Source organism: Ruegeria sp. AB8 (genome assembly GCF_056542605.1).
The window spans coordinates 72,958-91,822 of record NZ_JBQGAB010000008.1; the positions used below are offsets into that span (position 1 = coordinate 72,958).

Annotated in this window: 20 protein-coding genes and 1 pseudogene; 1 reads left to right on the forward strand and 20 read right to left on the reverse strand. The window is 58.0% G+C overall.

Annotated elements, in window-relative coordinates; genetic code table 11:
- Window positions 1-124 precede the first annotated feature (124 nt).
- From ACR0CG_RS10105 to ACR0CG_RS10135, 7 genes are all read right to left on the reverse strand, one after another.
- Window positions 125-1,177 carry a sn-glycerol-3-phosphate ABC transporter ATP-binding protein UgpC gene (locus tag ACR0CG_RS10105; RefSeq protein ID WP_170679222.1) on the reverse strand — a complete coding sequence of 351 codons (1,053 nt, stop codon included), beginning with the start codon at window positions 1,175-1,177 and terminating at the stop codon, window positions 125-127.
- Window positions 1,177-2,424 carry an MGH1-like glycoside hydrolase domain-containing protein gene (locus tag ACR0CG_RS10110; RefSeq protein ID WP_480492360.1) on the reverse strand — a complete coding sequence of 416 codons (1,248 nt, stop codon included), beginning with the start codon at window positions 2,422-2,424 and terminating at the stop codon, window positions 1,177-1,179. Before ACR0CG_RS10110 ends, ACR0CG_RS10105 begins: the two co-directional genes overlap by 1 nt.
- 5 nt (window positions 2,425-2,429) lie before the next feature.
- Window positions 2,430-3,638 (reverse strand): carbohydrate ABC transporter permease, encoded by a 1,209-nt coding sequence (locus tag ACR0CG_RS10115; RefSeq protein ID WP_480524539.1) that lies wholly within the window; start codon window positions 3,636-3,638, stop codon window positions 2,430-2,432.
- Window positions 3,638-4,873, reverse strand: coding sequence for a carbohydrate ABC transporter permease (locus ACR0CG_RS10120; RefSeq protein ID WP_480524541.1), 1,236 nt, complete (start codon window positions 4,871-4,873; stop codon window positions 3,638-3,640). The genes ACR0CG_RS10115 and ACR0CG_RS10120 overlap by 1 nt, the downstream gene beginning before the upstream one ends.
- 68 nt (window positions 4,874-4,941) lie before the next feature.
- A complete protein-coding gene (locus tag ACR0CG_RS10125; protein ID WP_480524543.1) occupies window positions 4,942-6,303 on the reverse strand; it encodes an ABC transporter substrate-binding protein in 1,362 nt (453 codons plus the stop codon).
- 16 nt (window positions 6,304-6,319) lie between these two features.
- The gene (locus ACR0CG_RS10130) at window positions 6,320-7,456 is read right to left on the reverse strand and encodes a LacI family DNA-binding transcriptional regulator (protein WP_480524545.1); all 1,137 of its coding nucleotides are present in this window, start codon (window positions 7,454-7,456) and stop codon (window positions 6,320-6,322) included.
- A 247-nt stretch (window positions 7,457-7,703) separates the two neighbouring features.
- Window positions 7,704-8,573 carry a LysR family transcriptional regulator gene (locus ACR0CG_RS10135; RefSeq protein ID WP_480524547.1) on the reverse strand — a complete coding sequence of 290 codons (870 nt, stop codon included), beginning with the start codon at window positions 8,571-8,573 and terminating at the stop codon, window positions 7,704-7,706.
- A gap of 253 nt (window positions 8,574-8,826) precedes the next feature.
- Here ACR0CG_RS10135 and ACR0CG_RS10140 point away from each other — a divergent pair, with 253 nt between their 5' ends.
- Window positions 8,827-9,015, forward strand: a complete 189-nt coding sequence (locus ACR0CG_RS10140; RefSeq protein WP_170614043.1) for a hypothetical protein — start codon at window positions 8,827-8,829, stop codon at window positions 9,013-9,015.
- A 50-nt stretch (window positions 9,016-9,065) separates the two neighbouring features.
- On the opposite strand, the pseudogene ACR0CG_RS10145 reads toward ACR0CG_RS10140, so the two are convergent.
- The 13 genes and pseudogenes from ACR0CG_RS10145 to ACR0CG_RS10205 form a co-directional block, all read right to left on the reverse strand.
- Window positions 9,066-9,878: pseudogene (locus tag ACR0CG_RS10145) on the reverse strand (class I SAM-dependent methyltransferase).
- Between the two features lie 21 nt (window positions 9,879-9,899).
- Window positions 9,900-10,700, reverse strand: a complete 801-nt coding sequence (locus tag ACR0CG_RS10150) for a class I SAM-dependent methyltransferase (RefSeq protein WP_480524549.1) — start codon at window positions 10,698-10,700, stop codon at window positions 9,900-9,902.
- Window positions 10,697-11,110: a RidA family protein gene (locus ACR0CG_RS10155; protein WP_480524551.1), complete on the reverse strand. Its 414-nt coding sequence runs from the start codon at window positions 11,108-11,110 to the stop codon at window positions 10,697-10,699. Before ACR0CG_RS10155 ends, ACR0CG_RS10150 begins: the two co-directional genes overlap by 4 nt.
- 383 nt (window positions 11,111-11,493) lie before the next feature.
- Window positions 11,494-12,558, reverse strand: a complete 1,065-nt coding sequence (locus ACR0CG_RS10160) for a 2Fe-2S iron-sulfur cluster-binding protein (protein ID WP_480524553.1) — start codon at window positions 12,556-12,558, stop codon at window positions 11,494-11,496.
- The gene (locus ACR0CG_RS10165; RefSeq protein ID WP_480524555.1) at window positions 12,555-13,709 is read right to left on the reverse strand and encodes an aromatic ring-hydroxylating oxygenase subunit alpha; all 1,155 of its coding nucleotides are present in this window, start codon (window positions 13,707-13,709) and stop codon (window positions 12,555-12,557) included. The genes ACR0CG_RS10160 and ACR0CG_RS10165 overlap by 4 nt, the downstream gene beginning before the upstream one ends.
- A 28-nt stretch (window positions 13,710-13,737) precedes the next feature.
- A complete protein-coding gene (locus tag ACR0CG_RS10170; protein WP_480524557.1) occupies window positions 13,738-13,983 on the reverse strand; it encodes a hypothetical protein in 246 nt (81 codons plus the stop codon).
- A complete protein-coding gene (locus ACR0CG_RS10175; protein ID WP_480524559.1) occupies window positions 13,980-14,573 on the reverse strand; it encodes a TetR/AcrR family transcriptional regulator in 594 nt (197 codons plus the stop codon). Before ACR0CG_RS10175 ends, ACR0CG_RS10170 begins: the two co-directional genes overlap by 4 nt.
- A 1-nt stretch (window position 14,574) precedes the next feature.
- On the reverse strand, window positions 14,575-15,021 hold the full coding sequence (locus ACR0CG_RS10180; RefSeq protein ID WP_480524560.1) for a DUF2141 domain-containing protein: 447 nt from the start codon (window positions 15,019-15,021) through the stop codon (window positions 14,575-14,577).
- A gap of 92 nt (window positions 15,022-15,113) precedes the next feature.
- Entirely contained in the window at window positions 15,114-15,251 is a 138-nt protein-coding gene (locus ACR0CG_RS10185) for a hypothetical protein (protein ID WP_480524562.1), read from the reverse strand.
- Entirely contained in the window at window positions 15,248-15,742 is a 495-nt protein-coding gene (locus ACR0CG_RS10190) for a lyase family protein (RefSeq protein WP_480524564.1), read from the reverse strand. The genes ACR0CG_RS10185 and ACR0CG_RS10190 overlap by 4 nt, the downstream gene beginning before the upstream one ends.
- A gap of 376 nt (window positions 15,743-16,118) precedes the next feature.
- Window positions 16,119-16,505, reverse strand: a complete 387-nt coding sequence (locus tag ACR0CG_RS10195) for an acyl-CoA thioesterase (RefSeq protein WP_170678786.1) — start codon at window positions 16,503-16,505, stop codon at window positions 16,119-16,121.
- 177 nt (window positions 16,506-16,682) lie between these two features.
- Window positions 16,683-17,486, reverse strand: coding sequence for an SDR family NAD(P)-dependent oxidoreductase (locus ACR0CG_RS10200; protein ID WP_480524566.1), 804 nt, complete (start codon window positions 17,484-17,486; stop codon window positions 16,683-16,685).
- Between the two features lie 186 nt (window positions 17,487-17,672).
- Complete coding sequence (locus ACR0CG_RS10205) at window positions 17,673-18,827, reverse strand: acyl-CoA dehydrogenase family protein (RefSeq protein WP_480524568.1); 1,155 nt, start codon at window positions 18,825-18,827, stop codon at window positions 17,673-17,675.
- Window positions 18,828-18,865 lie beyond the last annotated feature (38 nt).

Sequence of the window (18,865 nt, forward strand, 5' to 3'; positions counted from 1 at the left end):
AATTCATCCCGAAGGGGCGCCCGGAAAAACATCCAGGCCGTGCGACGTGCAAACGGGCGGCGCATGCCTACTTCGGGCCATGTCACGGGTGCAATTGTGTCGACCTTAGCCTTTAGAATCCCATTTACACATCAACGCGTTGATCCTCGACATCGAAGAAATGCAGGAATTCTGGTGCAAGGTGCAACCCAACCGTTGCGCCAGGCTGCAATTCGGTATCACCGGTGATGCGGACTGTAACTTTGTCTTCGCCACCACAATCGAGGATCAGGAATGTGTCTGCGCCAAGATACTCAATAACCTCGATAACGCCATCACACTGACCTGCACCTTGTGCTACGACCTTAATATGTTCGGGGCGGATGCCCAACCGTGTCGCGGCTACAGCCCGATCATAGGTTCCACTGCCACCCCCCGAAAGGCGGTAAGAACCATTGTCGGTCGTGCACGGCAGGATGTTCATTTTCGGGCTGCCGATGAATTGGGCTACGAACAGGTTCGCTGGATGCTCATATAATTCGCGCGGAGTGCCGACCTGGGCGATATGACCGTATTCCAGCACGACGATCCGGTCTGCCAGCGTCATCGCCTCGACCTGATCGTGCGTGACGTAGATCATGGTACGTTTCAGGTTCTGGTGCAGTTTGGCGATCTCGTAGCGCATTTCGACGCGCAACGCGGCGTCGAGGTTCGAAAGAGGTTCGTCAAACAGGAATGCGGTGGGGTCACGCACGATTGAGCGGCCGATAGCGACACGCTGGCGCTGACCACCTGAAAGGTCCTTAGGCCTGCGTTCCAGAAATGGCGTCAGTTTCAGCACCTCCGCAGCCTTGCTGACCTGGGCGTCGATGTCTGTTTTTGGGGCACCGGCAACCTTCAGCGAAAACCCCATATTCTCGGCCACGGTCAGATGGGGGTAAAGGGCGTAGGATTGAAACACCATGGTTAGACCGCGTTTCGAAGGCGGGTGATCGGTGACGTCGTTGTCGTTGATCAGAATTGCGCCGCGCGAAGTATCTTCAAGGCCGCCGATCATACGCAACAGGGTGGATTTACCGCAGCCCGATGGGCCTACGAACACGATGAACTCACCTTCGTCTATGTCAAGGTCAATGCCCTTGATGACCTGAACGTTACCAAACCACTTTTCGACCGCGTTGAGCTTGATGCTGCCCATCAGTTCCTCCCTGCCCAGATCAGCCAAACGGCGGCTGTCCATGTAAACGAATTCCCGCCCGCGGGACTGCCGGTATTGGGATCGAAGTATTCAGCAAACCCGAAATTGGAAATCAACGCGGCGGTTTTGGCGCGCAGGTCTTCCGCTTCGGCCTCATGGCCCATTTCGGCAAGGCCAATGCCGATCATCATGTTCATGATCGCCCAGGTTGGTCCGCGCCAGTATCGGCGGGGATCGAATTTCGGGCTTTCTGTGTCGTGGCTGGGAATAGGGTGCGGGACCGTTTTCTGAACTTTTCGGAGCCTTTCCAGCATTTCGGGTGACTCGATGCCGGCAAACCAGCACATGAAGGAAGCGTTCGAGATACTGTTCGCCCAGTCGCCGCTATGGGCATCGCGCGAGTCAAAAGACCCCAGATCGGCATTCCACAGCGACCGCGCGCCCTCCTCCAGCCGGGCGATGTCGTTGCTCAAGCCGTCGGTTTCCAGACCGAGTTCGGTGCCTACGGCCAACAGATCGCGGGCCGCGCGTAAGGTGGTGAAGGTCATTGTCGGGTCCGCCACGCGGAACGGGTTCTTGCGGAGTAAGGTCTTCTGATCCCATCCGGCTTGGCGTCCGATCTGAACCAGCTTGATGTACCGGTCATAGTCGAACTTGGTGGGCCGGTCGTCGCTGTTGACGTGGCTTGTGTCCCGGCGGACATATTCGCCCACGTCCGAGGCATCCATACGTGCCATCGCCTTGTCCCAGTCCGGGGCGTTGTCGCGGCCCGCCTCCCAGGGGTGGGTGGTGCAGACAGCCCCCAGATCGTCCAGCCGCCATTTCATGATCCAACGGTGCCAGGCCAGCATGGCGGCGAAAAGGGGGCGAATACGAACTTCGCCCAGTGTCCGGTCCTTGTCCCAGATAAGGCGCGCCATGGTGGCCGCAATGGGTGGCTGGATGATGCCCGACGACGGGATCGGGCCGTTGCACCCCCAGACATCCGGACCGGGGAAATACCCAGGATCGGGTTTGTGAAACAGGATATGCGGGACCATCCCGTCAGCCCATTGTCCCGAGAACAGCGTCTCAAGCTCAATCCAGGCGCGATCTATGTCAAATTCGGCAAACCCAAGCGCGGCGATCGCGCTGTCCCAGTTCCATTGATACGGATACAGCCCTTCGGTCGGGATGGTGTAGCCTCCCCGGTCATTGGCGATCAGGATATTGCGCGCCTCGCGGTCGGGGTTCGTATGTTGGTTCATCTGTGTCATCCTTTGACGGACCCCGCAGTCAGGCCCTTGCTCATGAAACGTTCAAGCCCCAGGAACAGCGCCATGATCGGGACAGTGGCGATGACGGCACCGGCCATCAGGTGCTGACGGGGAATTTCTGAGGAATTCAGCATCGTGACCCCTCGGGTCAGGGTGAATTTTGACGGATCGTCCAGCAGCATGAAGGCCAGCAGGAACTCGTTCCAGGCGATCATGAAGACGTAAAGCGAGACCGACGCCAGAGCCGGCAGGCTGAGCGGAAGGGTGATCTTCCAGATCACCGACAGGCGTGACAACCCATCCATCAAACCGGCTTCCTCGACCTCGGTCGGCAAGCCGCGAAAATAGCCTTGCAGCATGTAGAGCGCGACCGGGATCGTCGTCACCGGATAGATCATGACAATGCCAAGGATCGAATTGCGCAAGCCGGTCAGAGAGAATGCGATATAGATCGGCAGCGCCAGTACGATCATCGGGACCATGTAGATCAACAGGATCGATCGTGAGAACGCCTTTTGCCCCTTGAACCGGAACCGCGCAACAGCGTAGGCCCCGGGGACGCTGAAGGCCAGCGTAATGAATACCGTGAGGACCGAGACGTAGAAGGACGTCCACAAATAGGTGCCGAAATTGAAGTCACGGAACAGCTCGGTATAACTGCGGAAAAGCGCGGTGCCCTGGCTCAGGTCGATTGAGAAATCCAGCGGATTTTGCAGCAACGCCTGCTGGGATTTAAGGCTGGTCATCACCATGACGTAAAACGGGATGACCACGATCGCCGTGAAGAAAATATAACCGAAGCCGGTGCAGAACCGGATTACCGCATCCTCGAATTCGTGCCGGGTCAGCTCTCCGAACGGGGTTTCCCTGAGAATTGCAGCCAACGAGACGTGAATTACGGCGGCCATTGCCAGAACAGTAACCAGGACTGCCTGCACCGACGTGTCCGGGCCGATCAGAACGGGGCCAAACCCGGTCAGGCCGGACAGGCCCAGCATGGCCGATATACCCAGGCGGGCCGGTGCATGGTGCGCCGGGAACCGGATGTAGATCCATCCTGCCAGCGCACCCCAGATCAGGCAGAGCAGTATCTGGGGACGAAATGCCGCCCCGGTGGAAAACGACATGGTGACGGCAACGGTTGTCGCGATGACAACCAGCCAAAGCGCGCCCAGAATTGGGCCGGTTATATACCCTTTGCGCATCACAGACCCTCCTCACGGCTAATGAAGCGGAAGAAGACAAAGCTGAAGGCAATCAGGCACACCAGGATCACCACCGCCACCGCCGCACCGGCGCCGATGTTCGATATTGCAAAAGCCTGTTCATAGACATTCACGGTCAGCGTGCGAGTGCCCGCATTGCCGCCGGTCAGCAGGAAGATGTCATCGAATTTGTTGAACGTCCAAATGAAGCGCAGCAGGAACAGCACTGACAGGATACCCAGCAGTTGCGGGATGCTCAGCAACCAGAATTTCTGGAATGGCGAAGCCCCGTCCATATCCGCCGCTTCATACATGCTGGAGTCGATAGATTGCATCCGGGCGAGGATGAACAGGAAGGACAGAGGGAAATAGCGCCAGATCTCAAACACTGTGACCATGATCAGGGCCAATGGGCGTTCACCGAAGAAGTTGATGGGATCGCTGGTCAGTCCCATCTGCACCAGCAACGCGTTGGCGGAACCTGAGAATGGGTCGAACAGCGTGACCCATGTGAAGGCGACCGCAATCACCGGGGCAACGTAAGGGAACAGGTAGAGGCCTCGGATGATGCCCTGCCCCCTGAAGCTTTTGTTCAGCAGCAGGGCCGCAAAGAGGCCCATGACCAGCGCACCGATTGTGCCGAATACAGTATAGAACAGAGTGACCCACAGAACGCCCCAGAATTCTTTCCCGTCAAAGACGCGGGCAAAGTTTTCGAGGCTGAATTCAAGGCTGGTCAGTACATTCGGCCCGCTGCCGGTGACTTTCGGCTCTGATCCCTCGACCGCATCCTCGACCGCATCCGGGTCGCCGTCGAATGTGACCGGGATGCGGATACGCTCACGCTGTCCACCCTGCAAGGTGCCGAAATCGCAATACAAATCCTGCCCGTCCAGAGCACATGGCGCAACGACTTCTCCGGCGGTCACCCCGTCCGGAAGAACATCGGCCAGGGTCACGCCTTCGATCGCGATCTCCTGGCTGGAGTTGCGCAAGCGGTATTCGATCCGCAGATCGTCGCCCGATCCGCGCAGACTTTCACGGACAACCGGCGCGGGTGGGCGCAGGTCGGACAGGGTAAATGGCTTGAAGCTGATCCAGATGATTGCCAGCAACGGCAGGATCACGACAAGCGACACACTGATCACGGTCGGAGCCAGCAGAGCCCAGGCCATACGCGCCTCGCGTTTGGCAAGTGCCCCGGTTCCGGTCGGTGGGGTTACCGAAGAAGACATGGAAGACCTCGGAGAGGGTTGGGTGCAGCGGCGCGCACGCCGCTGCGGTTTCCGATTGAGAGACGGTTCTACTGAACTTTGGCCAGTTCGTCGTTCATGGCCGCAACGGCCTCGGCAGCGTCGATTTCATCGTCGATATACTGACGAACGACACGGTTGATGGCCTGCGAGTTGATCATTTTTGATGCCAGGGACAACTGCCCCTCGGTCACGCCCCAGCGTTGTGCGACGTCAAGACCACCGACGATTTCGTCGATCATCGCCTGATCATAAAGCTCACCCAAGGGTGCCTTGCGATCCACCCCGACCGGCAATTCGGCCCAAGCTTCTGCAAAGGCCGTCGGATTTTCGGCATTGCCGCGGCGGACCGGGAACTTGCCCTCAGGCGCGATTGCCAGCGTCTGAGTATAGCCGTCATCCATGGCGTATTTCACGAATTCCATGGCTGCATCGGTGTCCGCGTCGCTGGTGATGCCGAAATACCGGACGTCACCCCAGGCCGCGCCATCCGGATTGGAGGGGCCGGACAATTTGGTCACGATACCTGTCTTGCCCGCCAGATCACGCGAGGTCGGGTCGTCGTTGATGGTCGGCGGAGCGCTATCGCGCAGACCGGCCAGCTCGTCCAGAATGAAAGGCGACCAGATGATCATTGCCGCTTTGCCGTCAAAATAAAGCTCGCGCGATTGCTTCCAGTACAACTCTCCCGGAGGTGAGGCTTTGGAAATCGCCTTGTAGAAGTCCAGAACTTCGGTGGTTTTGGCTTCGTCCAGTGGTTGGAAGCCATCCGGACCAACCGGGCTGACGCCATTGGCGAGGAAAACATGCTCCAGAACCTGGCTCATGAAGTTCTCATCAACTTTGGTGGCGGACACGAACCCGTACATCTCGGGCGGATTGTGCAGTTTTTCCAATGCCGCCTGAATATCGGCAAAGGAATCCGGGGCTTCGAGACCGTTCTCCTCGAACAGGTCCTTGCGATAGACGACCATCTGGGTCCAGCCGTCTACAGGCACCGATGCGGATTCATCGTTGAACGCGGCCATGGCGATGGCTCCGGGTGCGAATGTATCCGCGCCCAGTTCTTCGATCACTTCGGATGCGGCTTCGGTGTCAAGAATGCCAGCTTCTGCCCATGGCAGGGCATATTGCAGGGTGTGATAAATTACGTCCGGCAGGTCGCCTGCTGCAAAAGCCGCGGTTGCGCGCGTGCCCAGATCGCTTTCCGTCACCGGGATCACCTCGACGGTCGTGCCTGTATCGGCTTTGAACTGATCAGCCATTTCCTGCTGTTTTGCCAGGCGTTCGGGCTGTTCTTCCGTGGTCCAGAAGCGAATGGTATCGGCTTGCGCCGACAGCGCTGACAAGGTCAGTGCAAGGGATGTGCCAAGCAATAGCCTGGCCGTACGGGTTGCGATGCGAATAGTCATTTGGTTCCTCCCCGGATTATTCGACATGTATGGAAATCTTTTGCGCCAGTTCTTCTGGAGAACAGGTGGGCGGCCCGTCTGAAGCGCGCTCAACCAACGTGGCCTCACCCAACTCGCGCAGCGTATCTGCGATTTCGCCCCTGATCTGACGGATCAGCAGTGTCACAAGCCTGTGCCCGGCCTGGCCGGAATCCACGTTGAAGGTGGTCAATGCCGGGTGGGCATGCTGGCTTTCGGGAATACCGTCATATGCAATGACCGAGACATCCCGACCAACCTGCAGGTTTAAATCAGCGGTCACGGTATAAAAGCCCAATGCAGCAAGATCAGTGGCAAAAACGATCGCTGTGGGCGGGCGGTTCAGCCGCATCAGCGCGCGGCCCTGCACGGCCCCTTCCTCTCGGGTTCGGGCACCGTCGCGCACGAGTTCAGGATCATAGGGCAGACCTGCGATGCCCAGCCCCTCGACAAACCCGTCCCGACGCAGGTGACTGTAGTTGAATTTGAGATCGCTGCCGACATAGCCGATCCGCGTATGGCCGTGCCCGGCCAGCCTCAGGACTGCGTTACGCATTGCGCTTTCGCCGGAAATGTCGAACCAGGATGTACCTTCGGGCGGGTTCGAGCGTCCGTAACCGGTTCGTCCATATAGAATATGCGGCACGCCAAGATGGCGCAGAAGACGAACACGAGAATCATTCACGGCGGTCCGAGGCAGGATGAAGCCGTCGGCCTTGCGCTCCTCGACCAAACGGCTCAGGACTTTCAGCGTGTCCTGCTCGGATTTGGCGGTCGAGATTGTCATGGTCCAGTCAAAACCGCTGGCGGCCTCGCACGCACCGGCAAGAAATTCCTGAAGGAACGGATTGTGCCCGTCCGGCTCTTCACTGTTGAGAACCATGGCGATGGCGCGAACACGTCCGGTTCGGATTGCCTGTGCATGGCTCAATGGACGGTAACCGAGCTTTCGCGCGGCGTTTTCCACCCTTTTTCGCGTTGTTTCGGCGATATCGGAATAGCCGTTCAGTGCGCGGGAAACGGTGCTTTTTGACAGCCCCAGATGTTCGGCCAGTTCGTCGATTTTGACGCGACCCGCCGCCGGGGGCGTCGCCCCGTTGTTTCTTGCCTTGGAAGTGGACGGATTCGCGCTCATGTGCTCAGGTTCAGTTCCGAAACCGGTTTCGGCAACAGTTTTGTGTGTGTTTTTTTGGATCGAGCCAAACCCGGATCCGCCGACTACTGACCTAGGTGCCAACTTAGATGCTGAATTGCTGGCAACTCCGTCGCTCTGGACAGGCACAGGCTTCCCCGGCGCAAATCCGGCCTGATCACATACGAAACCATCGGGGCGATGTCCGTGGCGGTAGTCGCAAGTGGCCGATCAAGCCCGCAGGGCGATCTTATCCGTTGTGCGATGCAAGACCCAACGAACTCGCGGCAGCGCGAAGCTCTGATGCGGCCTGGGCTGGCAGCCCATCCCCCTCGCTTTCGTCGAAAACCGCGTAGGCGGCATATGCGAACCGGGGGGCCGCCTTGACCAGCTTAAGCCACCCGCCTTCAAGTTCCGGTTCGATCACGCGTTTCGGAAAATAACCGGCGGCGGGAATTGAGCGCAGGTATTGAAGGCCGAGGGTTCCGATCCCCAACTGAAGACGTGGCGTATTAAGCTCGGGAAAGTTCAGCAAATGGTCAGCCCGGAATTCCGGGCCCCAATCTATCAGGATGTAGGCGTTGCCGAGATTGGCTGGCAGGGCATCCGGGCCGCTGGTGACCAGTACAAACTCATCTTCGAAAAGTTGCACCGCAGAAAGCCCTGACACGCTTCGCGGCTCGTACATTATTGCAAGGTCCAGGCCGCCCTCTTCAATTTCGCGGGTCAGGGTTGCGGAAGACGCGGCTGACGCTTTGATGGCAACATCGGGCATCAATGTCATCAACTTGGGCAGGGCGTCGGTCAAATAGCCGTCCCATAAGCTCGGCGCCGCACCGATCGCCAGCGCGGCTTTCATCGCTGCCGGAAGGCTTGCATCCAGCTTTGCCTGTGTCCAGGTGCGTACCAGAACCTGAGCGTGTTTGAGGAAATGCCGCCCCGCGGGCGTCAGGGTCGCGCCGGATTTGCCACGTTCAAAAACGGATTGGCCTAGCTGCTGCTCGAGAGTCCGAATCCTCATGCTCACGGTCGACTGTGTGACATGCACCTTGTTTGCGGCATCGAAAAAGGTGCCCGTCTCAACGACCGCCAGGAACGTGCGAGCAAGTTCAATATCCATGAGCCACCTATTTGATTGCTCGATATTATCCGTGATAAAAATTCGTTTTTCAATAAAATGAGGCCGTGCCATATTTAATGTGTAGCGCGAAAGTGCCCCTGCATATCGGATCACCAATCAACACTTCTAATTTCGTATTGCAGCACCCAAGCTGAGGAACCAATGAAGTCTGATACCCGAAGAAATTTCACCGGCACCGGAGCGCTACACCAACCTTGCAATGGGTAGTTGCCCATATCTGACGGAGACTAAAATGGGTCGAGATTCTGTTGTGTCACTGCTCTCGTCGCTGTTTGCCCGGCTTGTGTTCCCCATGCCCGCTGATCTGGATATGGACGGTGACGGCCTGGCCTCTCTGGCGGAGCTTCAGACGAAGTATCCTGCAGTCCCTGATGAGTTCTTTCTGGAATTCGGCCCGGATGCAGATGGCTTTGTCAGTTGAGTCGAACAATCATTAAGTGCGAGGGAACCGATCCGAACTTCGGCCGTCTGCTATCCGGCGACCGCTTCGAACAAAAGCGCCTTTTGCGGCATGATCAGGAACTCGCCGTCGCGAAAGTGAGTGACCGCCTTTAGTATCTCTGAAGCAACAACGTTGGTGGCTTCCTCTCCCGCCGCGCGAAGCGCCTTTTCGTTCGGAGTTGATAACAGTTCTTCTCGCATGGCTTGCGCGTCGCAGCGCAGTTTTCGGTCGACGGAAATGGTCTTCGGTGCGGCAACGTTGAAACCAGCGGCTCCAATCAATTCGCGAACTTCATCGGCGTCGTTCCATGTGAAGGGTTGAACAGCCGTTGTGGCGGCCGTGTCACCAATATGGACTTTCAGCACATCGGCAACGACCGCAAAAAAGGGCGGGATCGCTTTCCAGCATGTCACGACAACCAGCGCGTCTGGCTTTACGATCCTCCTGATCTCGGCCAGGGCTGCGGGTTTGTCAGGAAAAAACTGCAAACCATGTTGGCAAAACGCCAGATCGACTGCCCCATCTTTCAAGGGCATCGACTGGGCAGGTGCCTCGATCCATTCAAATCGGTGCGGGCCGTCCGGCGTGTTTGCGCGGGCAACCTAGATCATGGCCGGGTTCAGATCGCATCCGACAATACGAGCGGGTGTGGTCAGCCGTTTGGCCACGGCGCGGGCCATGCCCCCCGTTCCGCAGGCCACGTCGAGCACGGTTTTTGCGGGGGTCAGCGAAATGGCATTCAGCGTGGCTTCTGCCATCGGGCCGAAAATGGCCGGGACGCGTTGTTTCTCGTATGTTTCCGCTGCAGAGGTCGAAAGATGAAAGGTGTTGTCTTGCGACATTGGATTGCCGTCCGAAGTTTACTAGGCGCGAGTATTGGTTGCCTTGACGGCCCAGGCGCGGGCCGGCAGCACGATCTCGTTCTCACCCAGATCAGTCTTTAATCTGCCTTTCAATTCGGCCTGTTGTTTCGGAGCGAGCTTTGCGAGGTAGCCCGGAGCCGGTCCAGCCCCTCGTGTGAACGGGTCCCAGAACGATTCGAAGTCGGAAAAGCGGGTGTCGCGCTGGATGGGTGCCACATCACATTGCAGGCCCGCAGCCCTGCAAAGCTCGGTCAGCCCGTCGGGCGTGCATTGAGGAAACCGGGCCGCCTCGTCCAAACTGGCCGCGTTTTCATCAATCGATGCCGCAGCTTTCCAGAAAGTACTGATGAAACCGATGCCGCCGCCCGGATAGTCCCAGACATAGAAGCAAACAGTGCCTCCCGGCCTGACTACGCGCATCATTTCCTGCAGACCCGCAGTTGCATCGGGGAAAAAATTGACGGCCAGGCCAGACGTCGCGATGTCGAACATCCCGGTCTCGGCAGGCAGATCTTCCGCACCGCCGACGGCAAACCGAGCACGATCATCTGCCGAGTTTTCGCGGGCGAAGGCGACGAAACCGTCCGACGGATCAACGCCGAGCACGGATTTCGGGCGACAGTGGTCCAGAATGGTTGCGGAAAGCGCGCCGGTTCCGCATCCGACATCTATCCAGTCGGCGTCAGGCGAAGGTGCCAGCCAATCCAGGAAATCGCGGGCGATCTGACGGCTCCACCGGCCCATGTAATGTTCGTAGGCATCACCGGCGGCCCAGCTGTCGAATTTCGCAGATATGGTCATGCCGGTGCACCGCCTGTGTCTTCGGGGATCACGGCATCCACTTCGATTTCGACCAGCCATTCCGGGTTCACGAAGCGTTCAATCGCCATGATCGTGTCCACCGGCCGGGAGTCCCTGCAATAGTGTTTCCGCGCCTCGATCGCGTCCTTCCAGTTGTCGATATCCGTCAGGATCACGCGGGTGCGGACAATGTCCTGCAAGCCGGATCCGGCGTCTTCGAGGGCCGCCTTGATGATTTCGAAACACTGTCTGGTCTGCGTATAGACATCGCCGATGCCGACCGTTTTACCGTTTGCATCGACCGGCGCAGTTCCCCCGACGGCGATGAACGATCCGACCCGAACAGCACGGCTGAACCCAACGATCTCTTCCATCGGGTTGCCGTTCGAAACGAGTTGCCGTCCCTTCATTACTGGTTCCCCCAAATTGATGCGCTAGTGTAGAGAATTCTTTTTTTCTTGTCTCAGAAATAATCGACCCGGCAACCTGCGGGGACAGTTCTGTTTGACGGTCTTGGGGCAAGGCATTCCAAGTGCGATTCACACAGATCCGGGCTTGAAAAAGCAAGCCGCCAGGGCATTCACGTGGCCAGTGTTATCTTATCGTTTGGCCTTGGCCACTTGGCCTGACAAGGGAGGGCTTTTGGCACAAAGGAAGACACACCGCCATAATGGGCAGGCCGCTCCATCGACGGCCCTGCCCGCCCCGGCACAGGCCATTCGTGCCGCAGGTGAAGTCTGGTAGATGGTGCAACGGGTTGCGCAGAACGACTCACCTTTTGCTCATAATGCGATCAGTCATAGCTGAGCGATAGGGTGTCCGTCTGCGGCAGCGACTGGCACGTCAGGATCGCCCCTTTTGCAATGTCTGCGTCTTCCAGCGCCATTCGCGCGCGCATGTGGACATCGCCTTTTGCCAGCTTGGCACGGCAGGCACCACAAACCCCGGACTGGCAGGAAAAGGGCGGTTTCAGTCCTGCGGATTTTGCCGCTTCGAGAACCGTTTGGCCGCTGGCCACGTCGACCGAATGCCTGACGCCGCCCAACGTGATCTCTGCCTTGGCAGCCAGACCTTCGACAGTGGTGTCAATCTCTGCCGCGCCGCCATAGCTTTCCATGTGGATGCGATTGGCAGGAACATCCAGCGACATCAGCGATGCTTTCACGGCCTTGTTCATGCCGCCGGGTCCGCAGACGTAATACTGCGCGTCCTGTGCATAGGGCGGGTTTTCGGCAATCAGCGCCTCGATCGCGGGTTCGTCGATGATACCTCTGCGCCAATACTCGGCCGAGGACCAGAAACCGGGTTGGGAAAAGACATGGTGAATGGTCATCCGATCCGGATTGGCTTCCCACAGGGCGTTCAGCTCGTCCAACAACAGGACAGAGTGCTCGTTGTTGTTACCATAAGCCAGATGCGCGAAGGAATTGGGCTCGGCCGCCATGACTGAACTGAGCATTGCGTAAAGCGGGGTGATGCCTGAACCTGCGCCAAAAAAGTAATGGGTACGCCGCGCTGTCGCTCCGGGGTCCAGGAAAAACCCGCCGAAAGGTGGCATCACATCAATCACATCGCCCTTGTTCACAGTGTCATTGACGTGGTTGCTGACGAGGCCGTTCCGGACACGCTTTACGGTGATCCGCAGGGGATCACTCGTGAACGGAGACGAGGAGATTGAATAGCTGCGCCTTTGCTCCTCTCCGTTCACCACGAAGCGGAACGACAGGTGCTGACCGGGCCGCCAGACGAAGGTTTCGCGCAGGGCGTCGGGCACGTCGAACATGACTGTCTTGGCCTGGCCGCCGATTTCCTCGCGGGTATCGAGAACGGTCAGCGGGTGGAAGTTTCGCTGGTTCATTTGGCTTCCCCCAACCATTCGAGAACGACTTTCTGATGCTGCACGACCGGGCTTTCACCAACCGCTGCGGGACCGGTTTCGAAATAGGGCGATTTCATCGATTTCTGCTGCTGTTCACATGCGTAGATGTCTTCCCCCGTGAAGTCGCCCGCGACCATCGGGTCATCCTCGCTCATGGCGTCATGGGCTTCGTACTTGCCGCTCAGGCCAAACTTGGTCCAGAAATTCGAGGATTTCATCGACTGCTTGGCAAACTCCCAGCCGGAACTGTTGGACACCCGCCCCCGGTTGGACACTCGCGTCAGTTCGGGGCCGAGCGGCTCAATGATGAAGATGTTCCAACCGTCCTCGGAGCCAGCCAACCCAATCCCCGGGAACAGCATCGGCACCCATGCGCCAGTCATGTCCTCGGGGATCACACGCGGGGCAATCAGCTTGCTTTCCTGATCCTTCAGAAAGTCTTCGACCGGGGGTTCCCAGAACATGTAATGGGGGCCTTCCCAGTGGTACTTCGCGGCCTTGTGGTCGTACATTTGCAGCGTGTTCGAATGCAGGTGGCTCAGGTGGTAGACGTCGATGTAGTTTTCGACGACCACCTTCCAGTTGGCCTTGATCTCGTAGCTGTTGTTCAGGTCTTCATATTCGACCAGTTCCTCGGGTACGTGCGGGCCAATATGCTGTTCCACCGGCCCGAACCATTCAGCGATAGAGGGCGCGTCCGGGTCAGGATGCACAAATATCATCGATTTCCAGATGTCGACCCTGGCGGGTTTCAGACCCAGGCAGGATTTATCTACCTTGCCGAATTCCTCTTGTTCTTCGGGCACCGAGATCAGGTTGCCTTCAAGGTCATAGGTCCAGTCGTGATACGGGCATGTCAGCGCCTTTTGCGTCTTGCCGACGGCCCGGATCAGTTGCGTGCCGCGGTGACGGCAAATGTTATGAAACGCGCGCAGGCGCCTGTCGCGGCCCATTACCACGAAAATGTTGTTCAGCCCGGCCTGAACGGTGATGTACTGGCCGGGTTCGCTGACATCCTCCATGAACCCGGCATAACGCCAGGTTTTTGAAAAGATCTCGCGCATTTCGCGATCGAACCATTCTTGCGAGGTGTAGGCCTCGACAGGCAGCAGGTGAAGCATTCGGGTCATTCGGGTGTTCCCAAGATTGGTGTGAGCCCTAGCCGGGCAGAAAATCGGCGGTTATCAGCAAGATACCGAAAACGACCCAGGCAACTTGGATCAACCAGTACAGAACAGGGTCTTCGTCCCGCGTTACTTCAGACAACAAAAACGCATAGCCCGTGCGGTAACTCTGGACTGTCCAAAACAGGAACAGCAGCCCCCAGAGCGATTGATAGCCAAGCACTGTTGCAGTCATCAGCACCGCGAAAGCGATGTAGTTGAGTGGACGCATCTGGATCATGAGCGGCTTTCCAATCCTTCCAGCAGGTTGCCCGCGAGGGATTGTGCAGCTTGCGGCCACTCCTGCGGCATGTTCAACGGCGCCAGAGACGCCACATTCAGATATAGCGCAACGATGCCATGGGCCGCGACAGCGATCGCGTGATGGTCGGCTTGCGGATGGTCCTTGCTCAAAATACCTGCAATCGCGGCCTCGAACCCCAGAAGGGAGTCTAGGCAGGCGGCGCGCAGGTCCGCATCTTCTGCGGCACGCGCTGTCAGTGCCGCAAACGCCAACACCATGTCCGGGGTCGATTCCATCGTGTCGGAAAACAGAAGCTCGACCAGACCCGGCCCTGCGCCATCTTCCGGAAGCGCGGCCAACAGCGCTTCGGTCTGTTCGGCAAAGCTGCGCAGGACATGGTCCTGCAACGCCATGATCATTTCGTCCCGATTGCCCAGATGGTGTCGGATCAGTGGCCGGGTCAGCCCCGCATCGTCCGCGATTTGCGCAAGCGAGGCGCCTTCAAGCCCGAAACGTGCCACGCAACGCACCAGTGCGTTCATCACCTGTGCATAGCGTTCGTCTCGGTTTGATGGGCGTCCGGCCACGTCAGTTCCAGTACTTCAGCTGCAATGTCGAATTGGCCGTCGCGCCAGTGGCGACAGCCGCATCCTCGAATTTCGGCGGCAAGCCCCGTCGCCCCATGCCGGAAAACGCATATCCTTCGGTCGGTACTTCGCCTTTCATGTCCAGATCGCTGTCCAGGTCTTCGTCGTGCATCGCGGCGAAGGCATAGGTGCCAGCCGGAAGGTTGTGAAACGTGACCGACACCGTCGCACCGGCTGCGGGGACCTGGGCCATCGCGATCGCCGTGGCCACGTCCATCGTCTCAAAGCCCGCGGCCTGATCGAAGGCCGCCACGATCACTGCGCCATTGCCATTCCGCAACCCGTCGACAGTCACCGAAAGCGGTGCGGTTTCGGGCGATTGCGCAATGGCTGCGACTGCGGTGGCTGCAGCAAGGGCCGCCACTGAGACAAGTTTGAAAGGTTGCATCGGGTCACCATAAGTTGTCAACTGTGACAGTATTTAGGGCGACTTCCTTTTATTGTCAACGGTGACAGGTTATTATTTTGGAACGCCAAACTTCAACGCATCCGGGCGGCCTCAGCCGATGCTGTGCAGTGCTCTGCCATTCGTTCGGGATGAAAGGTCAGGTTTTCAAACAAGGTCTGCGCCCAGTGCAGTGCCCCTGATGTCAGCAGGAACACTTCGGGCACGATCACCCACTCTCCAATCCATGCGCCGCCGGACCTTTCGTGTTGGTGAAGGGTGAATTCCCCGATCTGTTCCGCTTTCTGCCGCCAAGGCGCGACACCGCCTCCATGAATTCAGATGCCCGCTGGTTGCGTTTGTGGTGCATGGACGAGGACGCGCCTTTGCCGTTGGCATGTACTTCAGAAATCTCGGCAATGTCGGATGAGGACAGAAGATTGATGTTGTGGGCGATCTTGCGGAGCGTGGCGCAGAGTGATCCCAGTGCAGTCACCACATCCGCGATCCCGTCGCGGGCGTTTTGCCAGTGGGGCGCGACACTGCCCAGCCCCGGGCTTTCCGCGACTGCTGTCTTGACCCTCTCTCCCTCTCCGTTCTTGTAGCCCCGCAGATCACCAACCGGGCCGCCGATTTGCACGTTGAGGCCACGACCCGAAGCCTGTTCCAACGCCTTGTTGCGGCGCGCCAGTTCTGACCGCCACACCTCCAGTTTAGTGGCCAAGCAGTTGCAAGACAAGCTGGTGGAGCAAGTAAGACACGTATCCCATTACAGCGACATCATGCGCAGCGAGGCGTCCTGATCAGCCAACTATCGGTTCAGGGGACTAATGTGGACCTGACTGGCTTGCCTGATTGGAAATCGCGCTCCAATCGAGGTGCGCGGCAGAAATCCTCGCGTTTTTTAGTAGTTGTTATCGATCTAGTGAACTCAGGCAGGAACTCTCCTGACCGGCTGGCATGTGAATAGTGCCGGCATGAAAGCCTTAGTACAGTTTCCAGCAGTTCGAATTATGGAAGCGCGCTCCAGTACCGCTCCAAAACGGTCAAATTCTAACTTTCCTGACAATATTGGATACCGCAAACGCCAGTGACAGCCCCTATTCAGCGCTTGGAACCGGACGTGGAACTCCGTTCTCGTCGATCGCAACAAAGGTGAAGATCGCTTCGGTCACCTTTTCACGGACGCCGATGAGGCCGCGCAAAACCCAGGCTTCGATGGATATGGCCATTGAGGTTCGGCCCACACGCGACACCTCTCCGTAGATGCATAACACGTCACCGACTTTCACCGGACGTATGAACTTCATCGCGTCAACAGCGATTGTGGCAACGCGGCCTTGCGCACGTGTAGCTGCAACAATTCCTCCGGCGATGTCCATCTGACTGAGAACCCAGCCGCCAAAGATATCGCCGTTAACGTTGACGTCCGCAGGCATTGCTGCCGTGCGCAATGTCAGTTCACCTTTCGGAGTTTCACTGCTCATCTTTTGTGCCCTTTTTGGTTCAGGACACGGTCATCATGTCCGGAAGTTTTTGTCCTGTCTTGATCGCCAGAGGTGGATTGCACCGTTCAGTCGCGCATTACAGGCCGTTCTGACGTTCCCTAGGTTCCCTTATAAGACGCTCCCTGACGTTGCCATAGCCGTGATCGCCGCAGTTCTTCACCCAAGCTTTTCCGGCGGTAGGGCGTTTTTCAGCACTTTCTCATTTATGCGACCGAACAGGGCTGTCGGGCTGTGTTTGGCCATCCATATGGTCATTTTGTTCATCAGCCCCGGAGCCGTCAGGAACTTGCCACCCAGATTGCCGAGCGCTTCGGTTACAACAGCGTCTGCATTCATAACGCTTGATGGAACCTTGCTCCAATCCAACCCGGTACCAGCAGCCATCGGCGTGTCGGTCGGTCCGGGCGACAGGACATGAACGTCAATGCCCTTCGGCCGAAGCTCGGCCCGCAGGGATGCGCCGAAGTTCAACACGTAAGCCTTGCTGCCTGCATAGTTTGAAAAATAGGGGTTCGGCATGTGGCCCGACAGGCTTGAGACCAGAACGATCCCGCCCCGTCCGCGCTTTAACATTCCCTGGCAAAAGTGGTGGGTCAGGCGAAAGGTCGACAGAACATTCAGCCTCAGCAATGCCATTCCCTGATCCGCATCGGTCGTTTCAAACGCGCCGTTCACCTCGACACCGGCAGAATGAACCAACAGACCGATTTCTTCGGGGATGGTACACACCGCGTCGATGCCGGCCTCCGTTCCGAGATCAGCGGCGACACAGCGTACTTCCACCCCGTGGCGAGCGCTGAGATCGCTGGCCATAGCGTCCAGCACATCGGCGCGGCGCGCCACGAGGACGAGGTTCATCCCGGCAACCGCAAGCTGGTTCGCAAATTCGGCGCCAATTCCGGAACTGGCACCTGTGACCATCGCCCAATTGCCATACCTGTCCTGATACGTCCTGCCCATGCTACCCGCCTCTCCCTTGCTTCGCTTCGTCGCAAAAACCAACGCGTGTATCCTGAGGGTCGGCACTTCTTTTGTCGATGTGGTTGTGGGTAGTTTATCGCGTCGGTTAGCTCCGTAGCGGTCGACCCGCCCGGTCGCGCGCAACCGTATCCGGCCTTTGCAAAACGCCTTCGTGCCGGCTGACGGTTATGTGGCCAGGCCCATTTGGCGTACAGCCAGATCGCGCATGATCTCTTCCGAACCGCCGCCGATAGCCATGATCTTGACTTCGCGATAAACGCGCTCGACCGGATTGCCGAGCATGTAACCTGCGCCACCAAAGATCTGCATCGATTCAGACGCCACAAATTCCAGCGATTTCGTCGCCTGCACCTTGGCCTTGGCGATTTCAGCGGCAGGCATTTGGCCCGCGTTGATGGTGTAGCAAATCTGATCCAGATAGGCCTGATTCATGTCTATCCGGGCCGAGATTTCGGCAAACTTATGGGCGATGACCTGATGATCGATCAGGCGTTTGCCAAAGGTCCTTCGTTCGCGCGCCCAGTCCAGGGAGGCATTGAAACACAGCTTCATCATGCCCAGCGAACCGGCGATCAAAGCAAGCCGTTCATGATTGAAGTTTTCCATGATTGCAAGGAAACCCCGGTTTTCAGGACCGATCAGCGCATCGGCGGGAACGTGGCAATCCTTGAAGAACAAAGAGGCCTGTTCTGAACAATGCCAACCCATCTTTTCTTCGCCTCTAGTGCGGGTAAAGCCTGGTGTGTCGGCTTCGATCAGAAACAGAGAGATACCGCCCAGACCCGCATCGCCCGTCCGTGCGCCGACGACAAACCACTTAGAGGCCATGCCGCCGGTGATAAAGCACTTCTCACCATTCAGAACCCACCCGTTACCTGATCGCGTGGCGGTCGTGCGCATGTTGGCCACATCTGATCCGCCACTGGGCTCAGTGATCGCCAGCGACGACGACATCCGCCCCGCTACGATTTCGGGCAGAACGGTGGTGCGGAAGTCATCTGATGCGAACCGTGCCATCGGCGCAATTGAAATCGCGCGGCCGCCCACGGCTGCCGCCACGCCCGACGCCCCGCAGCCAAAGATCAATTCGTTGAAATCGGCGCGCAGAAAGGCATCGTCAATTCCCATCCCACCGTATTCTTCGGGCACCCCAAAGCCGAACACACCGAACTCGGCCACTTTTTCATCCAGTTCGGCGGGAACGGCTTTGTCGGCCTCCCACTTTTCGATGTTGGGGTGAATCTCGCTTTCGACAAAGCGCTGGAAATTGTCCCGGAAGTGTTCGCGCTCGGGTGTCATAAAGGGTGAAATCAGCGCCATCTCGGCCTCCTAGCCATTCAGTACTTTCTCAACCGGCT

Excerpts from the sequence above, each read along its gene's own strand:
- ACR0CG_RS10105 (WP_170679222.1), bottom strand. The coding sequence starts at position 1,177 with ATGGGCAGCATCAAGCTCAACGCGGTCGAAAAGTGGTTTGGTAACGTT.
- ACR0CG_RS10110 (WP_480492360.1), bottom strand. The coding sequence starts at position 2,424 with ATGAACCAACATACGAACCCCGACCGCGAGGCGCGCAATATCCTGATC.
- ACR0CG_RS10115 (WP_480524539.1), bottom strand. The coding sequence starts at position 3,638 with ATGCGCAAAGGGTATATAACCGGCCCAATTCTGGGCGCGCTTTGGCTG.
- ACR0CG_RS10120 (WP_480524541.1), bottom strand. The coding sequence starts at position 4,873 with ATGTCTTCTTCGGTAACCCCACCGACCGGAACCGGGGCACTTGCCAAA.
- ACR0CG_RS10125 (WP_480524543.1), bottom strand. The coding sequence starts at position 6,303 with ATGACTATTCGCATCGCAACCCGTACGGCCAGGCTATTGCTTGGCACA.
- ACR0CG_RS10130 (WP_480524545.1), bottom strand. The coding sequence starts at position 7,456 with ATGAGCGCGAATCCGTCCACTTCCAAGGCAAGAAACAACGGGGCGACG.
- ACR0CG_RS10135 (WP_480524547.1), bottom strand. The coding sequence starts at position 8,573 with ATGGATATTGAACTTGCTCGCACGTTCCTGGCGGTCGTTGAGACGGGC.
- ACR0CG_RS10140 (WP_170614043.1), top strand. The coding sequence starts at position 8,827 with ATGGGTCGAGATTCTGTTGTGTCACTGCTCTCGTCGCTGTTTGCCCGG.
- ACR0CG_RS10150 (WP_480524549.1), bottom strand. The coding sequence starts at position 10,700 with ATGACCATATCTGCGAAATTCGACAGCTGGGCCGCCGGTGATGCCTAC.
- ACR0CG_RS10155 (WP_480524551.1), bottom strand. The coding sequence starts at position 11,110 with ATGAAGGGACGGCAACTCGTTTCGAACGGCAACCCGATGGAAGAGATC.
- ACR0CG_RS10160 (WP_480524553.1), bottom strand. The coding sequence starts at position 12,558 with ATGAACCAGCGAAACTTCCACCCGCTGACCGTTCTCGATACCCGCGAG.
- ACR0CG_RS10165 (WP_480524555.1), bottom strand. The coding sequence starts at position 13,709 with ATGACCCGAATGCTTCACCTGCTGCCTGTCGAGGCCTACACCTCGCAA.
- ACR0CG_RS10170 (WP_480524557.1), bottom strand. The coding sequence starts at position 13,983 with ATGATCCAGATGCGTCCACTCAACTACATCGCTTTCGCGGTGCTGATG.
- ACR0CG_RS10180 (WP_480524560.1), bottom strand. The coding sequence starts at position 15,021 with ATGCAACCTTTCAAACTTGTCTCAGTGGCGGCCCTTGCTGCAGCCACC.
- ACR0CG_RS10195 (WP_170678786.1), bottom strand. The coding sequence starts at position 16,505 with ATGAGCAGTGAAACTCCGAAAGGTGAACTGACATTGCGCACGGCAGCA.
- ACR0CG_RS10200 (WP_480524566.1), bottom strand. The coding sequence starts at position 17,486 with ATGGGCAGGACGTATCAGGACAGGTATGGCAATTGGGCGATGGTCACA.
- ACR0CG_RS10205 (WP_480524568.1), bottom strand. The coding sequence starts at position 18,827 with ATGGCGCTGATTTCACCCTTTATGACACCCGAGCGCGAACACTTCCGG.